Raw genomic sequence first — 21,673 nt, 5'->3', positions numbered from 1 at the left:
TGTCCGCGCCCCGCCACCCCCAGAACTGAAAGACCATCCCCATGGGCAAGCAAAAGCTCACGCCTGAGCAGGAACGCGAAATCTACGATCTTCGCCAGGCCACCCCCGCCCCGTCCTTCGCCGAAATCGGCACGCGCTTCGGCGTGGACAAGAGCGCCGCTGTGCGGGCCTATGCCCGCGCCGAGGCGGCGATCGCCGCCAAGGCCGGGCCGTCACTGCCCGCGCAGGCCCCCGCCGTCGTGCCCATGGGCGTGTCTGCCGCGCCCCATGACCGGATCGCGCCGTCTCCCCTCAACCCGCGCCAGCGGATCGACGAGGACGAGCTCACCAAGCTGGTGGATTCCGTCCGGATCGAGGGCGTGCTCCTCCCTCTCCTCGTCCGCTACGCGCGCCAGGCCTTCACCCAGCCCACCGACCCCCGGGTCGAATACGAGATCATCGCCGGCGAGCGCCGTTGGCAGGCGACCCGCCGCCTGATCGATGCGGGCGAACGCCCCGCCGATACTCCGCTTCCGATCCGTCTGATCGATCCCTGCGACGACGCCAAGCTCCTCGAGCTCGCATTGACGGAAAACGTCGCCCGCAAGGATATGACCCCGTGGGAAGAGGCCGAGGCCTTCGAAAAGCTGCGCAAGCTCGGCCGCTCGGCCGCCGAGATCGCCGCCACCGTGGGCATGGTCAAGCGCACGGTGGAAATGCGCCTTCGCCTTGTCCGCGATCTCGACGTCGCCGCCAAGGATGCCCTGCGCGACGGACGGATCACCGTCGAGGCGGCGAACATCCTCGCCGCCTTCTGCCCCCTACCGTCGCAGTCCCTGGCGCTCGACCAGATAGCCAAGGGAAGCTTCCCCACCACCCGCGACCTCAAGCGCTACCTCACGCAGTCGCTCATCCCGACCACGGTCGCCTTCTTTCCGCCGGCGGAGTACACCGGCGAGCTCATCGCCGACGAATCCGACCCGAACGTCGCCTATTTCGCCGATGCCAAGCTATTCGAGAAGCTGCAGCAAAAGGCCATCGCCGAGGCCGAGATCAAGGCCCGGGCCAAGGGCTACGCCTGGACCAGGGTCATCGACGGCCGCAAGCCCGGCGAGTACTTCTCCTCGTGGGATTGGGAGACGGACAAGAAGGACCCGGCGCGCGGCGTGGTCTATGAGATCAAGGGCAACGGCCTGGTGGTCGTGCATACCGACCTCGTCTCCAAGGCCGAGCGGACCAAGCAGGCCGCCAGCGCGGCAGGCCTGACCGGGGACGCCCCGGCCGAGCAATCCTCGTCCGTCACCAAGGGGCATTATTGCCATGCCCGGCGGCGCAAGACCGTCGCCCTGCAAACCGCCCTGTCCCGCTCCCCCGTCATGGCCATGCGCGCCGCCTGCCTCGCCCTGATCGGCTGCGGCGAGAACGTCCGCATCCGCACCGAGCATCTGGGCGCCGACGACAAGGCGTGGTCGCAGGATGTCGAGGACACCATCGCCCACTACCTCCCCCGTTTCGCCGATGCCGCCAAGAAGGGCTTCGAGATCGCCGCCGGCGACGTGCGCCGCAAGGATTGGGGCGAGGCGGACAACGGCGCGGCCTGGGGCGCGCTGGCCGCCATGACCGACGCCGAGGTGGGCGAGTTCTTCGCCGCCCTGGTGGCCCTGCGCGTCGGCTCCTTCGCCACCTACAGCCCCGAGGCGGGCGACCGCCCCGCCGTGGTGGGGATGGCGCGCTCCCTCGGCCTGATCGGCGCCGAGGAGGCCCACGGCCTGACCCTGCTCCCCGAGGATCTCGACGGGCTCCGCAAGCCCGCCCTCCTCGACGTGTGGGCGCAGGTATCGCCCAACTCGGACGCCCCCGACGTCGGCGGTATCAAGGGCCTGCGCGAGGATATCGTCTGCCAAGCCCCGCCCACCTATGTCCTGCCCTCCCTGCGCTTCGGCCTCAAGGCCGAGATCGAGGCGGCATTGAAGGCGACCCCGCCCGCCGGTCCCGACCCCCGCCAGATCGACCTCGAGGAGGCGATCGCCGCCAAGGGGGTCCGTGACATCTCCCTCGAAACCATCGTCGCCGCCCTGGCGCCGGTCATCGACAATCCCTTTGCGCCCACCGGCGAAACGCCCCTGTTCGAGCTCGTGCCTGAGGCGCGGATCGAGGCGGCCGCCGGCACCCTGGCGCGGGCCTTTGGCCTCCCGTCGATCACCCCCGACGTCCTGTTGACCATCGAGGACCTCGACCACCTCGCGCTGGTGCTGGAAAACCACCGCGCCGCGCTGGCCACGGGAGAAGCCGCATGAGCACGCGCCGTCCCGCCGCCGCCGCAACGGATCATCTGTTCCGCTATCGTGGAATCGTCGTCACCTTCCGCGCCACCGCGCTGGGCGGCGGCGTCCGGGTCGAGGTGATCGGCCTCGACCCCGTGGCGATCGACGAGGCCTCGGCCCGGCTCGCCCGCGCCTGCGCCGAAACCGCCGCCGAAGTCCGCCACCTGTCGCCGGGAGAGCAATGCCGCCGCCTCGAGGTGACCGGCGCCTCCGCCTCCGCCGTGCGCGCCAAGTTCGCCCCGGTCGCCGCCGAGCTCGAGGGAGGCTTGGCATGAACCTCGGCGCCATGACCCTCGACGACCATATCGCCCGTTTCCTTGCCGGGGGCGGCCGCATTCAGGTCATTCAACCCGCGTCCGGCTTTGCCCCTCTTCCGGACAATCTCCGGCACCGGGGCCGCCGCACGCGCCCCCTCGGCGCCGAGGCGATCGCCGCCATCCCGCCGGCGACGGCTTGCGCGCCGCCTCCCTCTCCGCCCCGCACCGCCGGACCTCGCCCCGTGACGCGGCCGCCGCAAAAAGCGCACCGCCCCGGCCCCAAGCCCGCCGCCATCGAGCCCCGCATCGTCCGCGCCGCCCGATTGGCCATCACGGGACGGACGCGGCCGGAGATCGCCGCCGCCATGGGGATCGACGAGGATTCGGTCCGGTCCTACCTGTCGCGCGCCCGCAAGGCCGGTCTGGACGTCCGCCGGGGCAACTCGCCCGACCCCGCCTTGACCGCCCGGATCGCCGCCGCCTGGCGCGCCGTTCCGGACCCGACGACCCGCAAGATCGCCGCCGGGCTCGGCGTCGCGCGGACCACCGTCCTGAAACACCTCAAGCTCGCCGGCATCGCCCGGACACCCGCCCATTGCCACGCCAAGAGGGGGAAATAATGGCTGGAAGCGTCAACAAGGCCATCTTGGTCGGGCATCTCGGCCGTGATCCGGAGGTCCGCACCGGACAGGACGGATCGAAGATCGTCAATCTCAACATCGCCACCTCCGAGACATGGAAGGATCGCGGCACCGGCGAGCGCAAGGAAAAGACCGAGTGGCATCGGGTGGTGATCTTCAACCCCAACCTCGCCGAGGTGGCCGAGCGGTTCTTGAAGAAAGGCTCGCCGGTCTATGTGGAAGGCCAGATCCAGACCCGCAAATGGACCGATCAACAAGGTGTCGAGCGCTATTCGACCGAGGTGGTGATCGGCCGCTTCAAGGGCGACCTCACCCTCTTGCCGTCGAGCGGCGGCGGCAATCGCGGCCCCGCCGACGAGCGCGAGGGCTACGGCACCACCCGCGACCGCCCCTATGATGGCGGCGTCGCCCCCAACGGGCGCAGCACGTCCAGCATGGCCGGCGGCGGCGGATCATGGGAGCCTCCCGCCGATCTCGACGACGAGATCCCCTTCGCCACCGCCGCCGACGCCGCCGATCTGCTGCTCGGCCGGCGCAGCCGCTACCGCGTCCGGGGGTGACGGCAATGGACGGGGCGCGCGCCACTTGGGCCGAACTGGCGGAGCGGATCGAGGCCAGCTTCGCCGCCGCCGGCACCCTCGCGGATCTCAACCGCGCCGCCGACCGCGCCCGCGCCGATCTCGATCGCCTGAAAGCGCACGCCCCCAGCCTCGTGGACCCGCTCCGCGCCGCCTGGATCGCTCGCCGCGACGAGATCGCCGCCCCGTCCGACGCCCGCGACCACCCTCTCGTCCGGGCGGTGCTCGCCCATTTCCCCGACGCGACGATCGACGCAGTCCGCCCGATCCCGCGCCCCCAACCCGCCGAACCCGCGAATGCCATTCGCGACGCGGCCGAATAGGAGACGATGTCCGTGATTAAGACTAACCTCAACGCCGATACCGCGCCCATTTCCGGGAGCATCATCCCCGTTCCCGCCCTCGGCACCCCCATGGCCGGCGGGTTCTTCGGCGGCGTGTCCCGCGACGGCACGTGGATCATCGTGTCGCCCAAGGCCGAGGGCGAATCCGTCCTGGCCTGGAAGACCACCATGACCGCCAGCCCCGGGGCGATGTCGTTCGTCGACGGCCTCGCCAATACCCGCGACATCGCCGACGCCGATCACCCGGCCGCCGCCTTCTGCGCCGCCCTGCGCATCGGCGGCTTTGACGACTGGCACCTGGGCAGCCTGGACGACATGCAGACCCTGATGCGCAACCTGATGCCGCTGTCCGGCGGCAATCCCGCACAGACGGCGGTCGAGGCGTTCCAGGAGGGCGGCGCCGAGGCCTTCGAGGCGACGTGGCACTGGACCAGCACCCAGGACAGACCCGGCTACGCCTGGCTGCAGGACTTCGGCGACGGCCACCAGGACTTCTACGGCAAGGACTTCAGAACCCGGGTCCGAGCCGTCCGCAAATGCCTCCCCTTCACCCCCTGATCCCTTTACCGGCCGCTCCGGCGGCCGGGCCTTCCCACACGCACCATGGAGATCCGAATGAGCCTGATCACCCCCGCCATCACTCCCGCCATCGGAACGCCGATGGAAGGGGGATTCCTCGGAGCCCGGTATATCGACGAAAACGGCGCCCTGGCCGGTCTCGTCGTGTCGCGTGCTGAGGTTGGCGACTTCGACCCCGTTCCGTGGCTGAAGAAGCTCCGGGACGTGCCCGGCGCCTGCTCGCTGCTCGACGGCCGCGCCAATACCCGGGCGATGGCGGAAGCCGGCTCGGAGATCGCCCAGACGATCCTGGACCTCGAAATCGACGGCGTCGGCGGCTGGCACATCCCGGCGCTGGACCAGATGACCGCGCTCCGCGCCACCGCCATGCCCCGGGCCGGCATCACTCCGGCGCAGAGCCTGGCCGAGGTATTCCGGGAGGGCAGCCCCGAAGCCTTCCGGCAGGAATGGTACTGGACCAGCACCCAGTACAGCTCCGGCTCCGCCTGGCTGCAGTACTTCTACTACGGCTACCAGGACGGCAGCGCCAAGAGTTTCAGTTACCGGGTCCGAGCCGTCCGCAAATGTCTTCTTTAGCCCTTTAACCCTTTATCCGGCCGCTTCGGCGGCCGGGTGATGCCTGGAGGAGGTTTTGCATGGCGCTGGCCACTGAACTGCCCATCTACCGCGAGACATACGCCCTGGTCCAGCTTCTGGCGAAGCTGACGGGACAGTATCCCCGCAACTACCGGCAGGTTCTGGCCCGCGAGATCCTGACCGAGAGCCAGCAGATGGCGGTGGAGATCTTCCGCGCCAACTGCGTCACCGGCCCGGCCAAGGTGCCGCACATCGAGAGGATGCGCGAACACCTGGAGGTGCTGCGCTTGCAGTTGCGCCTGTCCAAGGATCTTCACCTGATCTCCCCCAAGCAATTCGGGGACACGGTGGAACTGACCACCGGCGTCGGCAAGCAGGCGACGGCATGGCTGAAATACGCGAGGAGCGCCTGATGCCCGAAGGTCAAGGCCTTCGCGCCCGTGCGCATCATTTGGTCGGGGTAGCGGCCCCTCCCGATGCATACGGGGTCGCTCCAGGCGCCGATGGGATACGGCGGGTGCTCCCCCGCGCGTCCCGGCGCAGCTCGGCCGGCGTCGATGAGGGGACTCAATCGCCGGCCCGGCCTGTACACCCCCGACAGGACTTGGTCCGGCTACGCCTGGCTGCAGAACTTCAACAACGGCAACCAGAACAACAACAACAAGAACAACAGAAACCGGGTCCGAGCCGTCCGCACATGATCACGCAACAGCCGTCAGACATCACCGTGTCCCAGCTTTTCGAGGCCTATTACGACTGCCGGCGCCACAAGCGCAACACGGCTTCCGCCCTGGACTTCGAGATGGTGCTGGAAAACAACCTGATGGACCTGCTGGCCGAGCTGCAGGCAGGCACCTGGATGCCGGGACCGGCGACCGTCTTCGCCATCACCCGCCCCAGGCCGCGCGAGGTGTGGGCCGCCCAGTTCCGCGACCGCATCGTCCACCACCTGGTCTACCGCGCCATCAACCCGCTGTTCGAGCCGGCGTTCATCGCCGATTCCTGCGCCTGCATCAAGGGGCGCGGCACGCTGTACGGCGCCGAGCGCCTGCACCGCCACCTACGCTCGGCCACCGAGAACTGGAGCAAGCCGGCCTTCTATCTGAAAGCCGACATCGCCAATTTCTTCGGATCGATCCGCCACGCCGACCTGTTCGCCATGCTGGCCCGCCGGATCAAGGACCCCACCATGCTGGAATTGTGCCGCAAGCTGGTGTTCCAGGACGTGCGCCGGGATGCCATCGTCAAGGACGGCGCCGGAACCCTGGCCCTGGTTCCGCCGCACAAAAGCCTGTTCCAGGCACTGCCCGGCATCGGCTTGCCCATCGGCAACCTGAGCAGCCAGTTCTTCGCCAACGTCTACCTGGACGGCCTGGACCAGATGATCAAGCGCCGCCTCGGCATGCGCCACTACGTCCGCTATGTCGACGACATGGTGCTGATCCACCCCGAGTCCAAGGCGCTGCTGTCCGCCGCCGAGGCCATCCGGGACCACCTGTCCGGAATCGGCCTGAAGCTTGCCGAGCACAAGACCTTCGTGGCGCCGGTCACCAAGGGCGTCGATTTCGTCGGCCACGTCATCCGCCCGCACCGCCGCCAGGGCCGCCCCAGAACCCACCGCGCCGCCCTGCGCCGGCTGATGGAGATCCCGGCCGAGGACTTCATGCCGTCCTGCAACAGCTATCTCGGCCTGTTCCGCCACGGCGGCAGCCGCAACCAGATCATCGCGCTCGCCCGGATCGCGCTCCGGCGCCGCCACTGGGTGGCCGCCGACCTGACCAAGGTGGGCGCCCGCCGCATCCCCACGCGGAGGACCGAGCCATGACCACGTCCGCACCGCACGACGACACCGTCCCGCCGGCAGAACTGCCGCCGCAGTGCCACGACTGCATCAATTCCACCGCCCGGGGCCACGTCTGCCTGGATAGGCATCCACAGACTGCCCCGTGCCCGCACCACGAACCGCTGCCCTACTGACATCGTTTAGACCGATGCAATTGGAAGGATAGTCTGATGACCGCAAACAGAATTGCCACCGCCGCCCACGAGATTGCGTACCAGGATCTAAACAAAATCTTGGCGAAGCACGCCGGGGCCCTTTCCCCGCTCGAAATACTGGCCATCGCGTCGAACATGGTTGGGAAGCTAGTGGCCCTCCAAGACCAGAGAGTGACGACGCCTGCTATGGCGATGGACGTCGTGGCCAAGAACATCCAGATCGGAAATCAACAGGCCGTAGACCAACTCGTCACAGCGCCCGGAACGGCCGCTTCGGCCCAGTAGACCTCGGATTAAGAGAGAAAGACCATGCAACCCCGCGCTCTGACGCCCGCCCAGCTCGCAGAAAGGTGGCAATGTTCGGACCAGCATGTTTACAATCTGGTCCGCGCGAAAAAGCTCCAGGCCATGCGGCTGGGAAAGCTCATTCGCATCACGATCCAGGCCGTGGAGGAATTCGAGTGCGGATCGTCGATTTCCGAGGAAAATGGTGCGCCGTCGTCCATGTCGGGGGAAAGCGATTCCGCCGGTCCCTCGGAAATCTCGACGCCACCCCGGATAATTACCCCGCTGCCCAGCGGGCGTGCGCTGATCTCGAAAGGGCGATCGCTCAGCCGAAGTCAGACACCATAGCCGATATCGTTGATGCCTATCTGGCCGATACCAAGGCCATCACCTCTGAATACATGCGATGGATGTGGGGCGTCCTCAAGCCCCATTGCGCAGGCCTCCGCCCCGACCAGATCGATCGGGGGTGGTGCCGGGAATATGCTTCCAAGCGCGGAAAAGCGCCGGCGACCATCCGCAAGGAAATATCCTTTCTGGCCGCCGCGATCCGCTGGGCGAAGGGAGACGCCGGCGGCGGAGCGGTCTTCGAACTCCCCTCACCTCCGCCGCCACGGGATCGGTGGTTGACCAGGCCAGAATTCATGCGGCTTCTCGACGCCGCGCAGCCGCATCCCCATTTGGTGACCTTCCTCCACTTGGCCCTGGCCACCGGGGCGCGCAAGGAAGCCATTCTCGAACTGACATGGCCACAGGTCGATTTCTCCGCCGGCCGGATCTTCCTGGGAAATAAGCCGGGAGGGAAGGCCCGCGCCGTGGTCCCCATGACCAAGAGCCTGCGCACCGTCTTGCAGGCGCAGAACCAGCGCCGCGAGGACAGCGGCTATGTGGTCGAATATGGCGGGGCCAAGGTCGGGAACATCAAGAAGGCATTCGCCACCGCCGCCCGCAATGCCGGGCTCGATGACGTCACGCCGCACGACCTACGTCATACCGCCGCCGTTTGGATGGCGGCCGATGGCGTTTCGATGGAGAAAATCGCCCAATACCTGGGGCACAGCGACCACAAGATCACCGAAAGGGTCTATGCCCGCTTCTCCCCTGACCACCTCAAGGACGCCGCCGCCGCCCTCGAGATATAGGATATTCCCCCTGGTTCAGATGAACCATTCCGGAGGAAAATAGAGAGAACTGCATTGGCTGTCTTGGTACGATTGGCGCAACATTTGGTTATTTTGGCGAAACAGCATACCATATGTTCCGGGGACCATCATTGGTAAGGGTAAGGTCGATGGTTCGATTCCATTCGGCAGCACCATGAAAGGCCTCCGGGAAACCGGGGGCCTTTCGCCTTTTCTGCCATTCTTGACCTTTCCGCCGCGCCGATTCCGGCTACCATGGCCCCGGCACGGCGTGTGGGGCGGTTCGAGGGCCATGGGCGGGGATAGCCGAAGCGATCTGGAATTGTGGCGGGCAGCGCGCTCCGGCGACGACGCGGCCTGGGCGGCGCTGGCCCGCCGCTGGGCCGATCTGCTGTGGGGCTGCTGCCGCAAGGTGTTCGACGAGGCCGAGTGCGCCCGGGAATTTCCCGCCCTGGTCCGGCGCCTGGGGGCCGAGCGGGCGGCCATGCTGTCCGACTGGGACGGCCGGTCCGGCTTTTCCACCTTTCTGGGGCTGAAGGCCGCCGATGGACTGGCGGAGCGCATCACCACCCTGCTGGCCGAGGATTCCCGGCGCGGCTGGACTGCCTTCGAGCGCTTCTTCGCCGACGACCTCGGCCGCATGGTCCGCCGCCGGCTGGAAGGCGAGGATGCCGAGGATATCTTGCAGGAGTTGCGCCTGCGCCTGATGGCCGATGGCGGGTCCCCGGTGCGGCGCTATGACGGGCGGGGCAGCTTCACCGGCTATGTGCGCCGCGTCGCCCATAACCTGATGGAAGACATCCTGCGCGCCCGCGACGGGCGGCGGCGCGAGCCCGACGCCATCCGCAAGCTGGGCGAGTTGGAGCGCCGCACCTATCATCTGGTCCACATCCAGGGCTATCGCGCCGACCAGTTGCCCGATCTGCTGTCCCTTCCGGCGGCCGAGGCCATGGCCGCCCTGGACCGGGCCGAGGCGGCCCTGGGGCCTCGGCTGGTCCAGCCCGCGCCGCGCATGGTGCCGCTGACCCTGGTGGATGGCGACGGGCGGGAGTGGGAACGCCCCCTGCCCCATTGGGCGCCCTCGCCCGAGGAAGCCCTGAGCACGGCGCAGGAACGGGAGGAGCTGGAGCGGGCCTGTACCGCCTTGGCGGCGGCCATGGCCCGGCTTCCCGCTTTGGCCCGCCAGTATCTGCGCCTTCGCTTCCTGGAGGTGCCTCCCCTGGCGCCCCGCCACATCGCCGGACGGCTGGGCCTGCCGGTGGACGAGCTGTATCGGCGGCGGAAAAGCTGGGAAGCCTTGCTGCTGGATGAATTAAGGGCGGAAGGGGTGGAGAAATTCCCCCTGCCGCCCGTCTGACCAGGGGATGACGATGTCGGACAAGCCCATGCGCGACCAAGACCTCAGCCGCACCCTGTTCTCCGATACGCCGGACCAGGCCGCCGCCGCCCTGGCGCGGCAGGCCCTGGACCGCCTTGACGGCCAGGGACCGGCCTGGCTGGACGAGCTGACGCAGGCCCCGCCCAAGGCGCCCCCCGCCTTGGTGGAGGCCGCCCTGGCCAAGGCCCGCCCGTCACCGCCCCGCCGCCTCTGGCTGTGGAGCGGCGCCCTGGCCGCCGCCGCCCTGGCCGGGCTGCTAGTGATCCGCGCCGAGCCGCCGCCGGTGACGGTGGTGGAACCCGTCGCCCCCCCCTCTCCCGCCGCGCCCAAAGGGCTGGTCAATGCGGTGCAGGAGACGGTGATGCCAGCCAAGCCCATTACCGCCGCCATCGCCACTACGCCCCGGATACGGGAAACCCTGGCCGCCCATCTGGCCCAGCCCGGCGAGGCGACCCGGACGGCCCTGCTGGGGGCCTTGCGGGATTCCGGGGTGCGCCTGGACCTGTCGCCGGACGTCACCGCCCTTCAGGTGGGCGTAAAGCCCCCCCTGCCTCCCCGCCTGACCGTCACCTGGACGGCAAGGGCGGCCTCGTCATCGCGCCGTGAAGACGACTTGCACGCACGGGGCTACCGCCCGGACCCGTTTCTTTTGATTTCAATCGATTAAGAAACTGAAGGGCTCGGGAAGCTGGGCTTCCCGATTGGGGGACCGGGGGCAAACGCCCCCGAATGGCCGCAGCTATCCGAACAGCCCCGCCATATGGCGCCCGACCTCTTCGGCGTGAAAGCGCGCCACCTTGTTGGTGGGCGGCAGGGCTTCGTCCAGGAAGAAGCGGGGCAGTTCGTCATCGGCGGTGAGGAACCCGGCCTCCTGGTTGAAGCGATGTTCGAGGCGCAGGGTCTCGCGGCCGATTTCCAGGAAGAATTCGGGATCGATACTGGTGCCGTGACAGGCGTTGACCGCCTCGGCCAGCAATTGCCGGTTGGTGTCGGTCACCGAGCGCCCGAACACGCACAAGCCCAGCGAATCGGCGATGGCGGCGTTGATCTGGGCGGTGATGCTGGCCTCGACCACCTCGGCAACGCTTTTGTCCTTGGTGTCCATCATGGGCAGGTTGCCGGTGGTGTGATCGGCGCCCTGGGCGGTGGTCATCATGGACACGCCGGTGACCTCGATCACCCGGGGGTCATAGGCGCTGATGGCCTGCTTCTTGATCACCGGCACCCGCCGGACGCCGTAATGCTCGCCCACCCGGGCGGTGCCCTGGGCCAGCAGCCGGCCGCGCTCGTTGCCGGCGCCGATATCGGCCAGGGCCTGAGCCACGAAGCCCACATCGCCAAAGGCGCCCTGGCCCGCCTCCATCAGCACGCCCATGGTGGCCCCGGTCTCGATGGTGTCGATGCCCAGGTCGTTGCAGATGTAGTTCAGCCGGGCGATGTCGTCGGGATCGTCCAGGCCGCAATTGGTGCCGAGCAGGCCCAGGGTCTCGTATTCCAGGGGCGAGACCAGTTCCTTGCCGTTCTCGTCCACGTATTCGTTGCTGCACTGGATGACGCAGCCGGGCATGCAGGCATGGGAGGGATTGCCGCCCCGCCCCATGTTGCGCTCACGGATATAGTCGCCGCCCACCTTCAGGGGCTCCACCTTGGGGTCGACCAGTTGCCCGGCGCTGAAATTGCGCACCGGCATGCCGCCGACATAATTGGTGAAGTCGCCCACCATGGCGGTGCCGCGTTCCTTCATGGCCTTGACCGGCGCCTGCTCGGACAGCTTGGCGGCGTAGTCCTTGGTGGACGCCATGACCTTGGCGCGGTCGTGGAGTTCGGGAATCTTGGTAAGGTCGACGACGATGGCCTTGACCTTCTTGGAGCCCATCACCGCACCCACCCCGCCGCGCGCCGCCAGACGGGCCGGACGGCCTTCGCGGTCGCTGAACGAGATGCCGCCTAGCAATCCCAGGCGCTCGCCCACCGGACCGCACTGGGCGATGCTGACCTTCTTGCCGTAGGCCTCGTGCAGCATGGCGGCCACCTCGAAGGTGCCCTTGCCCAGATAGGGTTCGGCACTGGTGAAGGTGATGTCGCCCTCCTTGGTGATGCGGATCACCACCCATTCGTCGCAGCAGCCGTGCAGGGTCAGGCCCGCCAGGGCAAGCTGCCCCAGGGCCACGGCGAAGGTACCGCCGGTATTGGCCTCCTTGATGCCGCCGGTCAGGGGGCTCTTGCAGCCGACGCTGAGACGGTTGGCGTTGGACAGGTTGGTGCCGGCATAGGGACCGGCGGAGAAGATCAGGGGATTGTCCGGCCCCAGGGGATCGACCCGGGCCACCCCGGACTCCAGCAGGGTCCTGGCGATGAGATAGCGGCCCGCCCGGGCGAGATCGTCGCCGCGGATCTCGGCCTTGGTGATGGTGCGGGACGTCAGATCCACGTGGAGATGGGTGCGCATGCAAATGACTCCTAGATCACGCCGGAAGAACGGAGTTCGGCCCGCTCGCCCTCGTCCAGGCCCAGCAGGCGGGCGAGGACGTCGTCGGTGTCGGCGCCCAGCAGCGGCGGCGGCCGGTCATAGGTCACCGGCGTCTTGGACAAATGGATGGGATTGGCCACCAGGCGCAGGTCTTCGCGCTGGGGATGCTCCATGGCCACCGCCATGCCGCGATGCTTCACCTGGGGATCGGCGAAGACCCGGTCCAGGCTGTTGATGGGGCCGCAGGGCACCCCCGCCTTTTCCAGTTCGGCGATCCAGTAATCGGCGTCGTGCTCGGTCATGATCTCGACCAGCACCGGCACCAGGATGGCGCGGTGGCGCACCCTGTCGGCATTGGTGGCGTAAAGGGGATCGGTCCCCAGCTCGGGATGCCCGGCCACCTCGCAGAAACGGCGGAACTGGGCGTCGTTGCCGATGGCCAGGATGATGTGGCCCTCGGCGGTGGCGAAGGCCTGATAGGGCACGATATTGGGATGGGAATTGCCCAGACGCTTGGGGATAACGCCGCCCACCAGGTAATTGGTGGCCTGATTGGCCAGCACCGCCACCTGCACGTCGAGAAGGGCCAGATCGATGTGCTGGCCTTCGCCGGTGCGGTCGCGATGGGCCAGGGCGGCCAGCACGGCGAAGCCGGCATACATGCCGGTGAAGATGTCGGTGAGCGCCACGCCCACCTTCATGGGCTCGCCATCGGGGGTACCGGTCAGGCTCATCAGCCCGCCCATGCCCTGGACCAGGAAGTCGTACCCCGCCCGCTGGGCATAGGGGCCGTCCTGGCCGAACCCGGTGATGGAGCAATAGACCAGATCGGGCTTGATCGCCTTCAGGGAGTCGTAATCCAGGCCGTACTTGGCCAGACCGCCCACCTTGAAGTTTTCCAGCACCACGTCGCATTGGGCGACCAATCGGCGGACCAGGGCTTGGCCTTGGGGCTGGGTGAAATCGATGGTCACCGAGTGCTTGCCCCGGTTGGCCGACAGGTAATAGGCACTTTCGCCCCGTCCCTCGTCCGCGTCCAGGAAGGGCGGTCCCCAGGCGCGGGTGTCGTCACCCTCGCCCGGCTTCTCGATCTTCAGGACCTCGGCCCCCATATCGGCCAGCAACTGGCCCGCCCAGGGACCGGCCAGCACCCGGCTGAGGTCAAGAATGCGCAGATGGGACAAGGCTCCGGTCATGGATGCGCCCTTGTGTCTAGAGGATCACCGGCACGGTGGTGGCGGGCGGCGTGTTGCGGCTGCGCTCGGTGCGGATGATGCCGTCGATGATGGTCATGCTGACGCCCGGCAGATCGCCGAGACGCACGCTGTCCAGCAGGTTGGTCCCGGCCGAGTGCTGCGCCTTGTCCATGATGACGAAATCGGCGGCCCGGCCGATCTCCATCAGACCCACGTCCAGATCATGGATGCGCGCCGTATTGCCGGTGGCGAAGCAGAAGGCCGTCTCGGGAGCCACGTCGCCCAGGCTGGACAGCATGGCGATCATGCGCAGGATGCCCAGGGGCTGCACCCCCGAGCCGGCGGGGGAATCGGTGCCGAGGATGACCCGCTCCAGCTGCTTCAGTTCCTTGGCGGCGCGCAACGCCACCAGGGCCGAGCGCTGGTTGCCGTTGTGGACGATCTCTATGGCCCGCTGACAGGTCTCGCACAGACAGGCGATCTGCTTGTCGGGCAGCGCCGTATGGCCGCCGTTGATATGGCCGATCACGTCGGCATCGGCCTCCAGGATGACGTCCTGATCGATCAGACCCGAACCGGGGATGGAGGGGCCGCCGGTATGGATGGTGCTGCGGATGCCGTATTTACGCGCCCAGGCCACCATCTGGCGGGCCTCCTCGGCGCCCTTGACGCCCCCTAAGCCCACCTCGCCCAGCAAGGTGACGCCGGCCGCGGCCAGTTCCTTGAAATCCTCTTCCACCATGCCCTTTTCCACCACGGGGGCACCGGCGTGGACTTTGACGCCGCCGGGGCGGAAATTGGCGAAGGCGCGCTGGGCGGTGATGGCCAGGGCCTTGACCCCGACGATGTCCTTGGGGCGGCCGGGCAGATGCACCTCGCCCGCCGAGATCATGGTGGTGACGCCGCCGTGCAGGAAGGAATCGATCCAGCCGATCTGGTTCTGCCGCGGCGTCCAGTCGCCGAACACCGGATGGACATGGCTGTCGATCAGGCCCGGCGCCAGGGTGGTGCCCTGGCAGTCCACCACCTTGGCGCCCTCGGCATCCAGATCCTTGGCCTTGCCCATGGCGGCGATGCGTCCGTCCTCGACCAGCACGGAATCGGCGTCCAGGATCGGCCGGTGAAGATCGCCGCTGAGCAGCAGGCCGATATTGCGAATGACCAATCTGGCGGACATGGGGGCCTCCCGCATGTTGTTTGTGTACGAACAAGTGTGCATGCGCTATAATCCGCTTGTCAATGGCCGAGAGACGCCATGGGACGCGACGACACCGGGCGGTTATCCACACTTTCGGCCTTGCCAAGCCCGGATAATCTGACATGAAACACTCTCCGATTCGACAGGCGGTTGAGATCCATGCAAGAGGCGGCCATGAACAAGCCCGAGGCGCCCGACTCCCAGCCCGATGAACCCGCGGCGGAAGGCCTTGACTATGCGCTGGACGGGCAGATCGGCTTCGTCATCCGCCGGGCGCACCAGCGGACCACCGCCATCTTCCAGGAGCACTTCCCCGACCTCACCCCCACCCAGTGGGCGGTGCTGGCCAAGCTGCACGAAACCGGCCCGCTGTCTCAGAATCTGGTGGGGCGGATGACCGCCATGGATGCCGCCACCATGCAGGGCGTGGTGCGGCGCCTGATGGAGCGCGATCTGGTGACCCGGACCAGCGATCCCAACGACCGCCGGCGCCTGACCCTTTGCCTGACCCAGCTGGGCCGCGAGACGGTCGCCGGCCATGCCGAAAAGGCCCTGGCGGTCAGCCGCGAGACCCTGTCGCCCCTCAGCCCGCGTGAGCGTGAAACCCTGCTGAAGCTGCTTTTGCGCCTCACCTGATTATTGTGCGCTGCACAATTTTACGGCTTTTCACTTTTTTGCCCAAAGCCTGATCACCACCCTTGACACTGCCGCCCCCTTTTTCGTTAACATCATATGTGTACGAACAATACGGCAGAGACCCGCCGTAGGAGCCACGGGAAGGAAGGCAGAACCATGCGCTGCGACTATCCAACCACCGTGAACGAGGCGCTGGCGCTGTTGGCCGCCGCGCCCGACAGCGTCCTGGTCGCCGGCTGCACCGATTTCTTTCCCGCCCAGGGCCTAGCCCCGATCACCCGGCCGATCATCGACCTGTCGGCCATCGCCGAGGCCCGGGGCATCGCCGCCGGGGCCGATGGCTGGCGCTTCGGCGCGCTGACTACCTGGAGCGATATCGCCACGGCCGACCTGCCCGCCCGCTTTCGCGGCCTGCAGCAGGCGGCGCGGCAGGTGGGCGCCCTTCAGATCCAGAATGTCGGCACCATCGGCGGCAATCTGTGCAACGCCTCGCCCGCCGCCGACGGCGTGCCGCCGCTGCTGTGCCTGGACGCCTCGGTGGAGCTGGCTTCGGCGGAGGGCACCCGCAAGGTGCCGCTGGACCGCTTCATCCTGGGCAACCGCAAGACCGAACGCCGCCCCGACGAGATGGTCACCGCCATCCTGATTCCCGACGGCGGCGCCAAGGCCGCCTCCGCCTTCCTGAAGCTGGGCTCGCGCACCTCTTTGGTGATTTCCATCGCCATGGTCTCGGTGCTGCTGGAGGCCGATGGCGCGGGCAAGGTGGCCCGGGCCGCCGTCGCGGTGGGCGCCTGTTCGGTGGTCGCCAAGCGCCTGGAGGCGCTGGAGGCCGATCTGCGGGGCCAGCCCGTCTCGCCCGGCCTGGCCGATCTGGTCACCCCCGCCCATCTGTCGCCGCTCAGCCCCATCCGGGATCTGCGCGGCACGCCGGAATATCGCCTCGACGTGGCGCTGACCATGATCCGTCGCGGGCTTGCCGAAGTCGGAGGCCTTGTCTGATGAAGCGCCAGACCCTCTCCATCAACGGGACCAGCCACAGCCTGGAGGTGCCGCCCATGCGCCGCCTCTCCAAGGTCCTGCGCGAAGACCTGGGCCTGCGCGGCACCAAGGTGGGCTGCGACGCCGGCGATTGCGGCGCCTGCACCGTGCTGATCGACGGCGAATCGGTGTGCAGTTGCATGATTCCCGTGGGTCGACTGACCGGTCGGGAAATCATTACCGTCGAGGGGCTGTCGGAGGGCGCCGCCCTGGGACGGCTGCAACGCGCCTTCGAGCATTTCGGCGCCGCCCAGTGCGGCATCTGTACGCCGGGCATGCTGAATGCCGCCACCGCGCTGCTGCGCTCGCGCCCCCGTCCCTCCGAGGACGAGGTGCTGGACGCCATCGGCGGCGTGCTCTGCCGCTGTACCGGCTACCGCAAGATCGTCCAGGCGGTGGTGGAATCCCACCGCTTCGCCGACGAGCCGGTGGTGCCCGAGGCCGGGTCCTCGGTCGGCACCCGCCTGCGCCGCCTGGATGGGCGGCAAAGGGTGGACGGCAGCGAGATCTACGGCGACGACGTCTGCCCGCCCGATTGCCTGTTGGTGCGGGTGATCCGCTCGCCCCATCCCCATGCCCGCTTCACCATCGGCGACCTGACGGCGCTGCGGGTGGCCTATCCCGGCATCGTCCAGGTGCTGACCGCCGCCGACGTGCCCGGAATCAACCTGTTCAGCGTCATTCCCGGCATGGAGGACCAGCCCGCCTTCGCCGAGGGGCTGGTGCGCTATCGCGGCGAGGCGGTGGCCGCCGTGGTGATGGAGGCCGACACCAACGACATCTTCCAGGATGCCGACTTCCCCGTGCTGTGGGAGGTCCTGGAACCGGCCCTGTCCATGGAGCAGGCCACGGCCGCCGACGCGGTGCTGCTGCATGCCAAGCGCCCCGGCAACATCCTGGTGCGCGGCTTCGTGCAGAAGGGCGACCTGGATCTGCACTGGGCCAAGGCGGCCCAGGTGGTGGAGGACAGCTTCACCACCGGCTTCGTCGAGCACGCCTATATCGAGCCCGAGGCCGGCTATGCCCGCCGGGTCGGCGACACCATCGAGATCTACGCCTGCACCCAGGCGCCCTACATGGACAGGGACAGCGTCGCCGCCATCATGGCCCTGCCCCCCGAGCAGGTGCGCATCATCCCCACCGCCGTGGGCGGCGGCTTCGGCGGCAAGCTGGACGTGTCGCTGCAGCCCTATGTGGCCCTGGCCGCCTGGAGCCTGGGACGGCCGGTGCGCTGTCTTTACACCCGCACCGAATCCATGGCCTCGTCCACCAAGCGCCACCCGGCCGCCATCACCGCCCGGGTGGGCGCCGGCGCGGACGGCAAGCTGACGGCCATGGAGTTCGATGGCGACTTCAACACCGGCGCCTATGCCTCCTGGGGGCCGACCGTGGCCAACCGGGTGCCGGTCCATTGCTCCGGCCCCTATTTCATCCCGGCCCTGCGGGCGCGGACCCGGGCCATCCACACCAACAATCCGCCGTCGGGCGCCTTCCGCGGCTTTGGCATCCCCCAGGCCTCCATCGCCCAGGAAAGCCTGTTCGACCAGCTGGCCGACAAGCTGGGACTGGACCGGCTGGAGTTCCGGCGCATCAACGCCATCACCGCCGGCCAGCCCACCGCCACGGGACAGATCCTCACCGCCAGCGTCGGGCAGCAGGCCTGCTTCGACGCCCTGGTTCCCCGCTGGCAGGAGGCCCTGGCCGCCGCCGAGGCCTTCAACCGCACCGCCGGCGACCGGCGGCGCGGCGTGGGCGTGGCAGGCATGTGGTACGGCTGCGGCAATACCTCCATGAGCAACCCCTCCACCATCCGGGTGGCGCTGCGGGCCGACGGCGCGGTGGTGCTGTTCCAGGGCGCCGTGGACATCGGCCAGGGCTCCAACACCGTCATCACCCAGATCTGCGCCGACGCGCTGGGCATCGAGATCGGCAAGTTCACCCTGGTGATGGGCGACACGGCGCTGACCGCCGACGCGGGCAAGACCTCGGCCTCGCGCCAGACCTTCGTGTCGGGCCGGGCGTCGCAGCTGGCCGGGCTGGACCTGCGCGACAAGATCCTGCGCATGGTCAATGCCGGAGCCGATTCCAGGCTGAGCCTGGACGGGAGTATCCTGTGCGTCAGCGACGGCGCCGACACCCACCAGATCGACCTGCAAAGCCTGGCCCGCGACCAGGATGGGCTGGTCATGGATGGCGAAGGCACTTTCGACCCGCCCACCGAAAAGCTGGACGCCAACGGCCAGGGCATTCCCTACGCCACCTACGGCTTCGGCGCCCAGATGGCCGAGGTGGAGGTGGACACCGCGCTGGGCACCGTCAAGGTGCTGAAGATCATCGCCGCCCACGACGTGGGCCGCGCCATCAATCCCATGCTGCTGGAAGGCCAGATCGAGGGCGGCATCGCCCAGGGCCTGGGGCTTGCCCTGATGGAGGAATACATCCAGGGCCGCACCGAGAACCTGCACGACTACCTGATCCCGACGGCGGGCGACATTCCGCCCATCGAGACCATCATCATCGAGGATGCCGAGCCCCTGGGACCCTTCGGCGCCAAGGGCATCGGCGAGCAGGCCCTGATCCCCACCGCTCCGGCCATCCTGGGCGCCATCCGCCACGCCACCGGCGTCACCATCCGCCAGGTCCCCGCCACCCCGGACCGGGTCCGCGCCGCCATCCGTGCCGCCAAGGGAGTTCCGTCATGAGCGACGTCGTCGAAGCCGGCATCATCAATTGCGACGCCTGCCCGGTGCTGTGCCGCATCCGCGAGGGGCGTTCGGGGGCCTGCGACCGCTATGCCAATACCGGCGGCACGCTCACCCGCGTCGACCCGCTGGTGGTGGTCCAGGCCATCAAGGAGAAGGACGGCAAGCTGATCCCCTTCCTGTCCACCGACCGGGAATGGGACGGCGCCGTGGTCTCCAACTCGCCCACCTTCATCACCGGCATCGGCGCGTCGACCACTTATCCCGATTACAAGCCCGCCCCCTTCATCGTCGCGGCCGAGCATGACGGCGTCGACATGGTCACCGTGGTGACCGAAGGCATCTTCAGCTATTGCGGCGTCAAGGTGAAGATCGACACCGACCGCTTCTTAGGCCCGGAACAGTCCACGGTGAGGGCGGGCGGCGAGGCGGTGGGCCATGTGACCACCAGCGAGTACGGCTCGCAAATGCTGTCCATCGGCGGCGTCCACCATCTGACCGGCGGCTCCAAGAAGGAGGGCAAGCTCACCTGCGACACCATGCTGGCGCTGTGCAACAAGCAGGCGGTGGAGCTGACCATCGATAACGGCGCCACCGTGGTGGTCCAGGCGGGTCAGGCCCCCATCGTCAACGGCACCGTCGAGGAACGCATGCGGGTGGGCTGCGGCTCGGCCACCATCGGCATGTTCGCCAAGCAATGGTTCGGGCTGGTGGAAGAGGTGGTGGTGGTCGACGACCACATCACCGGCCTGCTGTCCGAGCACAAGGCCGGACGCTATCTCGGCATCGAGGACAGCGGCGCGGTGATCCGCGGCCGCCGCTCGACGCTGGGGCGCTATTTCCAGGTGGCAGAGCCGGGGACCGGCTGGGGCGGCACCAACATCACCGACCCGCTGTCCATCCTCGACCCATTCAATCCCAAGGTGGCCAAGCCCGGCCATCGCCTGCTGATGGTCAGCACCACCGGCGAACATGCCGGCTATTACGTCCTGGATCAGGACCTGAAGCCGGTGGAGGCCGAGATGCCCGCCGCCGTGGCCGCCACGGTGGAGCGCATCCGCGAGAATTGCGAGGCGGCGCTGTGCTCGGTGGTGTTCATCGCCGGAGCGGGCGGCTCGCTGCGGGCCGGGGTCACCGAGAACCCGGTCAAGCTGACCCGCTCGGTCAAGGACTCACTGACCCTGGTCACCAGCGGCGGCGCCCCGGTCTATGTCTGGCCGGGCGGCGGCATCACCTACATGGTCGACGTGCTGCGCATGCCCGACCACTCGTTCGGCGCCGTGCCCACCCCCGCTTTGGTGGCGCCCATCGAGTTCACCATGCGCCTCGACGACTATCGCGCCCTGGGCGGCCACATGGATGCCGTGGTGCGGCTGGAGCAGGTCATCAATCAGGATCGGCGCAAATCGGTGCAATGGGACCCGGACAATCCCTGGCCCATGCTGAAGCGGAACTACAAGTGGGGGGACGACACGTGACCCCGCCCGTTGCCGCCCTGTTGCCCGACGGCAAGCGCCTGCACCTCCAGCACGGCCCCATCGACCTGATCGTCGAGGCCTTCGGCGGCGAGGTGGAGGTGGCGGCAGCCTATGCCCAGGCGGCGGCGGCCTTTCCCGCCCTCCTGCCCCGGCTGGTGGAGGAACTTCCCACCCTGCGGTCGGCCGCTACCCCCAGCATGGCGCTATTCGGCCCGGTGGCCCGGCGCATGCTGGCCGCCGTGCGGCCCCATTGCGCCACCTTCATCACCCCCATGGCGGCGGTGGCGGGCTCCGTGGCCGACGAAATCCTGGCCGCCATGGTCAAGGATCGCCGGCTGGAGCGCGCCTATGTCAACAATGGCGGCGATATCGCGCTGCACCTTACACCCGGCAGCCATTTCACCGTGGGCATGGTCTCGGACCAGGATCATCCCAGCCTGGACGGGAGGATGACCGTCACCGCCGATCTGCCGGTGCGCGGCATCGCCACCAGCGGACGGGGCGGGCGCTCGTTCTCGCTGGGCATCGCCGATTCGGTCACCGTGCTGGCCCGTGACGCGGCCGCCGCCGATGCCGCCGCCACCCTGATCGCCAACGCGGTCGATGTGGAGCACCCGGCCATCCGCCGCCAGCCCGCCCGCGATCTGGCCCCCGACAGCGACCTGGGCGAGCGGCTGGTCACCGTGTCGGTCTCTCCCCTTCCCCCCGCCCTGGCCGGTGTCGCCCTGGACGCCGGAACGGCGGTGGCCAAGGCCATGATCGACCGGGGCCTGATCCATGCCGCCTGCCTTTGCCTGCAGGGCCAAACCCGCTTCGCCGGAAGCGGGGAGCTTTCCCAAGACCTGAAAATCGCCATCGGCCAATAAGGACACAG

At 68.2% G+C, this 21,673-nt stretch carries 21 protein-coding genes and 1 pseudogene; 19 read left to right on the top strand and 3 right to left on the bottom strand.

Annotated features, from left to right (window positions below):
* The first annotated feature begins 41 nt into the window (after window positions 1-41).
* From AMB_RS23300 to AMB_RS07520, 14 genes and pseudogenes are all read left to right on the top strand, one after another.
* Window positions 42-2,276: a ParB/RepB/Spo0J family partition protein gene (locus tag AMB_RS23300; RefSeq protein ID WP_011383912.1), complete on the top strand. Its 2,235-nt coding sequence runs from the start codon at window positions 42-44 to the stop codon at window positions 2,274-2,276.
* Window positions 2,273-2,578 carry a hypothetical protein gene (locus AMB_RS07575; RefSeq protein ID WP_011383911.1) on the top strand — a complete coding sequence of 102 codons (306 nt, stop codon included), beginning with the start codon at window positions 2,273-2,275 and terminating at the stop codon, window positions 2,576-2,578. The genes AMB_RS23300 and AMB_RS07575 overlap by 4 nt, the downstream gene beginning before the upstream one ends.
* On the top strand, window positions 2,575-3,180 hold the full coding sequence (locus tag AMB_RS07570; RefSeq protein ID WP_011383910.1) for a helix-turn-helix domain-containing protein: 606 nt from the start codon (window positions 2,575-2,577) through the stop codon (window positions 3,178-3,180). The genes AMB_RS07575 and AMB_RS07570 overlap by 4 nt, the downstream gene beginning before the upstream one ends.
* A complete protein-coding gene (gene ssb, locus AMB_RS07565) occupies window positions 3,180-3,761 on the top strand; it encodes a single-stranded DNA-binding protein (protein WP_011383909.1) in 582 nt (193 codons plus the stop codon). The genes AMB_RS07570 and ssb overlap by 1 nt, the downstream gene beginning before the upstream one ends.
* A 5-nt stretch (window positions 3,762-3,766) precedes the next feature.
* Window positions 3,767-4,102 carry a hypothetical protein gene (locus AMB_RS07560; RefSeq protein ID WP_043743759.1) on the top strand — a complete coding sequence of 112 codons (336 nt, stop codon included), beginning with the start codon at window positions 3,767-3,769 and terminating at the stop codon, window positions 4,100-4,102.
* Between the two features lie 6 nt (window positions 4,103-4,108).
* Window positions 4,109-4,681 (top strand): DUF1566 domain-containing protein, encoded by a 573-nt coding sequence (locus tag AMB_RS07555; RefSeq protein ID WP_011383907.1) that lies wholly within the window; start codon window positions 4,109-4,111, stop codon window positions 4,679-4,681.
* A gap of 57 nt (window positions 4,682-4,738) precedes the next feature.
* Window positions 4,739-5,278: a DUF1566 domain-containing protein gene (locus tag AMB_RS07550; protein WP_011383906.1), complete on the top strand. Its 540-nt coding sequence runs from the start codon at window positions 4,739-4,741 to the stop codon at window positions 5,276-5,278.
* 59 nt (window positions 5,279-5,337) lie between these two features.
* Window positions 5,338-5,691: a four helix bundle protein gene (locus tag AMB_RS07545; protein WP_011383905.1), complete on the top strand. Its 354-nt coding sequence runs from the start codon at window positions 5,338-5,340 to the stop codon at window positions 5,689-5,691.
* Window positions 5,692-5,975: 284 nt separating this feature from the next.
* Entirely contained in the window at window positions 5,976-7,103 is a 1,128-nt protein-coding gene (locus AMB_RS07540; protein WP_148207331.1) for an RNA-directed DNA polymerase, read from the top strand.
* Between the two features lie 188 nt (window positions 7,104-7,291).
* Entirely contained in the window at window positions 7,292-7,561 is a 270-nt protein-coding gene (locus AMB_RS07535) for a hypothetical protein (RefSeq protein WP_011383903.1), read from the top strand.
* 24 nt (window positions 7,562-7,585) lie between these two features.
* A pseudogene (locus tag AMB_RS26965) lies at window positions 7,586-7,675 on the top strand (hypothetical protein); the annotation flags it as partial.
* A gap of 62 nt (window positions 7,676-7,737) precedes the next feature.
* Complete coding sequence (locus AMB_RS26355) at window positions 7,738-8,703, top strand: tyrosine-type recombinase/integrase (RefSeq protein ID WP_011383901.1); 966 nt, start codon at window positions 7,738-7,740, stop codon at window positions 8,701-8,703.
* A 292-nt stretch (window positions 8,704-8,995) separates the two neighbouring features.
* A complete protein-coding gene (locus AMB_RS07525; protein ID WP_011383900.1) occupies window positions 8,996-10,060 on the top strand; it encodes an RNA polymerase sigma factor in 1,065 nt (354 codons plus the stop codon).
* Window positions 10,061-10,073: 13 nt separating this feature from the next.
* Entirely contained in the window at window positions 10,074-10,748 is a 675-nt protein-coding gene (locus AMB_RS07520; protein WP_043743756.1) for a hypothetical protein, read from the top strand.
* A 72-nt stretch (window positions 10,749-10,820) separates the two neighbouring features.
* Here the strand turns inward: AMB_RS07520 and AMB_RS07515 are convergent, their stop codons facing one another.
* From AMB_RS07515 to AMB_RS07505, 3 genes are read right to left on the bottom strand one after another with little or no spacing between them, the layout of a single operon-like run.
* On the bottom strand, window positions 10,821-12,530 hold the full coding sequence (locus tag AMB_RS07515; RefSeq protein ID WP_011383898.1) for an aldehyde ferredoxin oxidoreductase C-terminal domain-containing protein: 1,710 nt from the start codon (window positions 12,528-12,530) through the stop codon (window positions 10,821-10,823).
* Between the two features lie 11 nt (window positions 12,531-12,541).
* On the bottom strand, window positions 12,542-13,747 hold the full coding sequence (locus AMB_RS07510; RefSeq protein ID WP_011383897.1) for a CaiB/BaiF CoA transferase family protein: 1,206 nt from the start codon (window positions 13,745-13,747) through the stop codon (window positions 12,542-12,544).
* 16 nt (window positions 13,748-13,763) lie between these two features.
* Window positions 13,764-14,924: an amidohydrolase family protein gene (locus AMB_RS07505; RefSeq protein ID WP_231849021.1), complete on the bottom strand. Its 1,161-nt coding sequence runs from the start codon at window positions 14,922-14,924 to the stop codon at window positions 13,764-13,766.
* A gap of 195 nt (window positions 14,925-15,119) precedes the next feature.
* Here AMB_RS07505 and AMB_RS07500 point away from each other — a divergent pair, with 195 nt between their 5' ends.
* The 5 genes from AMB_RS07500 (at window position 15,120) to AMB_RS07480 (ending at window position 21,665) form a co-directional block, all read left to right on the top strand.
* On the top strand, window positions 15,120-15,581 hold the full coding sequence (locus AMB_RS07500; RefSeq protein WP_050750802.1) for a MarR family winged helix-turn-helix transcriptional regulator: 462 nt from the start codon (window positions 15,120-15,122) through the stop codon (window positions 15,579-15,581).
* A gap of 156 nt (window positions 15,582-15,737) precedes the next feature.
* Window positions 15,738-16,580, top strand: a complete 843-nt coding sequence (locus AMB_RS07495) for an FAD binding domain-containing protein (protein WP_011383894.1) — start codon at window positions 15,738-15,740, stop codon at window positions 16,578-16,580.
* Window positions 16,580-19,321: a molybdopterin-dependent oxidoreductase gene (locus AMB_RS07490; RefSeq protein WP_011383893.1), complete on the top strand. Its 2,742-nt coding sequence runs from the start codon at window positions 16,580-16,582 to the stop codon at window positions 19,319-19,321. Before AMB_RS07495 ends, AMB_RS07490 begins: the two co-directional genes overlap by 1 nt.
* Window positions 19,318-20,799: a hypothetical protein gene (locus AMB_RS07485; RefSeq protein ID WP_011383892.1), complete on the top strand. Its 1,482-nt coding sequence runs from the start codon at window positions 19,318-19,320 to the stop codon at window positions 20,797-20,799. Before AMB_RS07490 ends, AMB_RS07485 begins: the two co-directional genes overlap by 4 nt.
* Entirely contained in the window at window positions 20,796-21,665 is an 870-nt protein-coding gene (locus tag AMB_RS07480) for a UPF0280 family protein (protein ID WP_011383891.1), read from the top strand. Before AMB_RS07485 ends, AMB_RS07480 begins: the two co-directional genes overlap by 4 nt.
* Window positions 21,666-21,673 lie beyond the last annotated feature (8 nt).

It is taken from the genome of Paramagnetospirillum magneticum AMB-1 (assembly GCF_000009985.1).
In the GTDB taxonomy this organism is placed as follows: Bacteria; Pseudomonadota; Alphaproteobacteria; order Rhodospirillales; family Magnetospirillaceae; genus Phaeospirillum; species Phaeospirillum magneticum.
Note: the sequence above shows the minus strand (reverse complement) of the source record. Positions and strands in the feature narration are given on the sequence as shown.

Coding starts and splice junctions, on each gene's coding strand:
- AMB_RS23300 (WP_011383912.1), top strand. CDS start 42: ATGGGCAAGCAAAAGCTCACGCCTGAGCAGGAACGCGAAATCTACGAT.
- AMB_RS07560 (WP_043743759.1), top strand. CDS start 3,767: ATGGACGGGGCGCGCGCCACTTGGGCCGAACTGGCGGAGCGGATCGAG.
- AMB_RS07495 (WP_011383894.1), top strand. CDS start 15,738: ATGCGCTGCGACTATCCAACCACCGTGAACGAGGCGCTGGCGCTGTTG.
- AMB_RS07555 (WP_011383907.1), top strand. CDS start 4,109: ATGTCCGTGATTAAGACTAACCTCAACGCCGATACCGCGCCCATTTCC.
- AMB_RS07525 (WP_011383900.1), top strand. CDS start 8,996: ATGGGCGGGGATAGCCGAAGCGATCTGGAATTGTGGCGGGCAGCGCGC.
- AMB_RS07575 (WP_011383911.1), top strand. CDS start 2,273: ATGAGCACGCGCCGTCCCGCCGCCGCCGCAACGGATCATCTGTTCCGC.
- AMB_RS07545 (WP_011383905.1), top strand. CDS start 5,338: ATGGCGCTGGCCACTGAACTGCCCATCTACCGCGAGACATACGCCCTG.
- AMB_RS07505 (WP_231849021.1), bottom strand. CDS start 14,924: ATGTCCGCCAGATTGGTCATTCGCAATATCGGCCTGCTGCTCAGCGGC.
- AMB_RS07490 (WP_011383893.1), top strand. CDS start 16,580: ATGAAGCGCCAGACCCTCTCCATCAACGGGACCAGCCACAGCCTGGAG.
- AMB_RS07570 (WP_011383910.1), top strand. CDS start 2,575: ATGAACCTCGGCGCCATGACCCTCGACGACCATATCGCCCGTTTCCTT.
- AMB_RS07500 (WP_050750802.1), top strand. CDS start 15,120: ATGAACAAGCCCGAGGCGCCCGACTCCCAGCCCGATGAACCCGCGGCG.
- AMB_RS07535 (WP_011383903.1), top strand. CDS start 7,292: ATGACCGCAAACAGAATTGCCACCGCCGCCCACGAGATTGCGTACCAG.
- AMB_RS07515 (WP_011383898.1), bottom strand. CDS start 12,530: ATGCGCACCCATCTCCACGTGGATCTGACGTCCCGCACCATCACCAAG.
- AMB_RS07520 (WP_043743756.1), top strand. CDS start 10,074: ATGTCGGACAAGCCCATGCGCGACCAAGACCTCAGCCGCACCCTGTTC.
- AMB_RS07485 (WP_011383892.1), top strand. CDS start 19,318: ATGAGCGACGTCGTCGAAGCCGGCATCATCAATTGCGACGCCTGCCCG.
- AMB_RS07550 (WP_011383906.1), top strand. CDS start 4,739: ATGAGCCTGATCACCCCCGCCATCACTCCCGCCATCGGAACGCCGATG.
- AMB_RS07510 (WP_011383897.1), bottom strand. CDS start 13,747: ATGACCGGAGCCTTGTCCCATCTGCGCATTCTTGACCTCAGCCGGGTG.
- ssb (WP_011383909.1), top strand. CDS start 3,180: ATGGCTGGAAGCGTCAACAAGGCCATCTTGGTCGGGCATCTCGGCCGT.
- AMB_RS07540 (WP_148207331.1), top strand. CDS start 5,976: ATGATCACGCAACAGCCGTCAGACATCACCGTGTCCCAGCTTTTCGAG.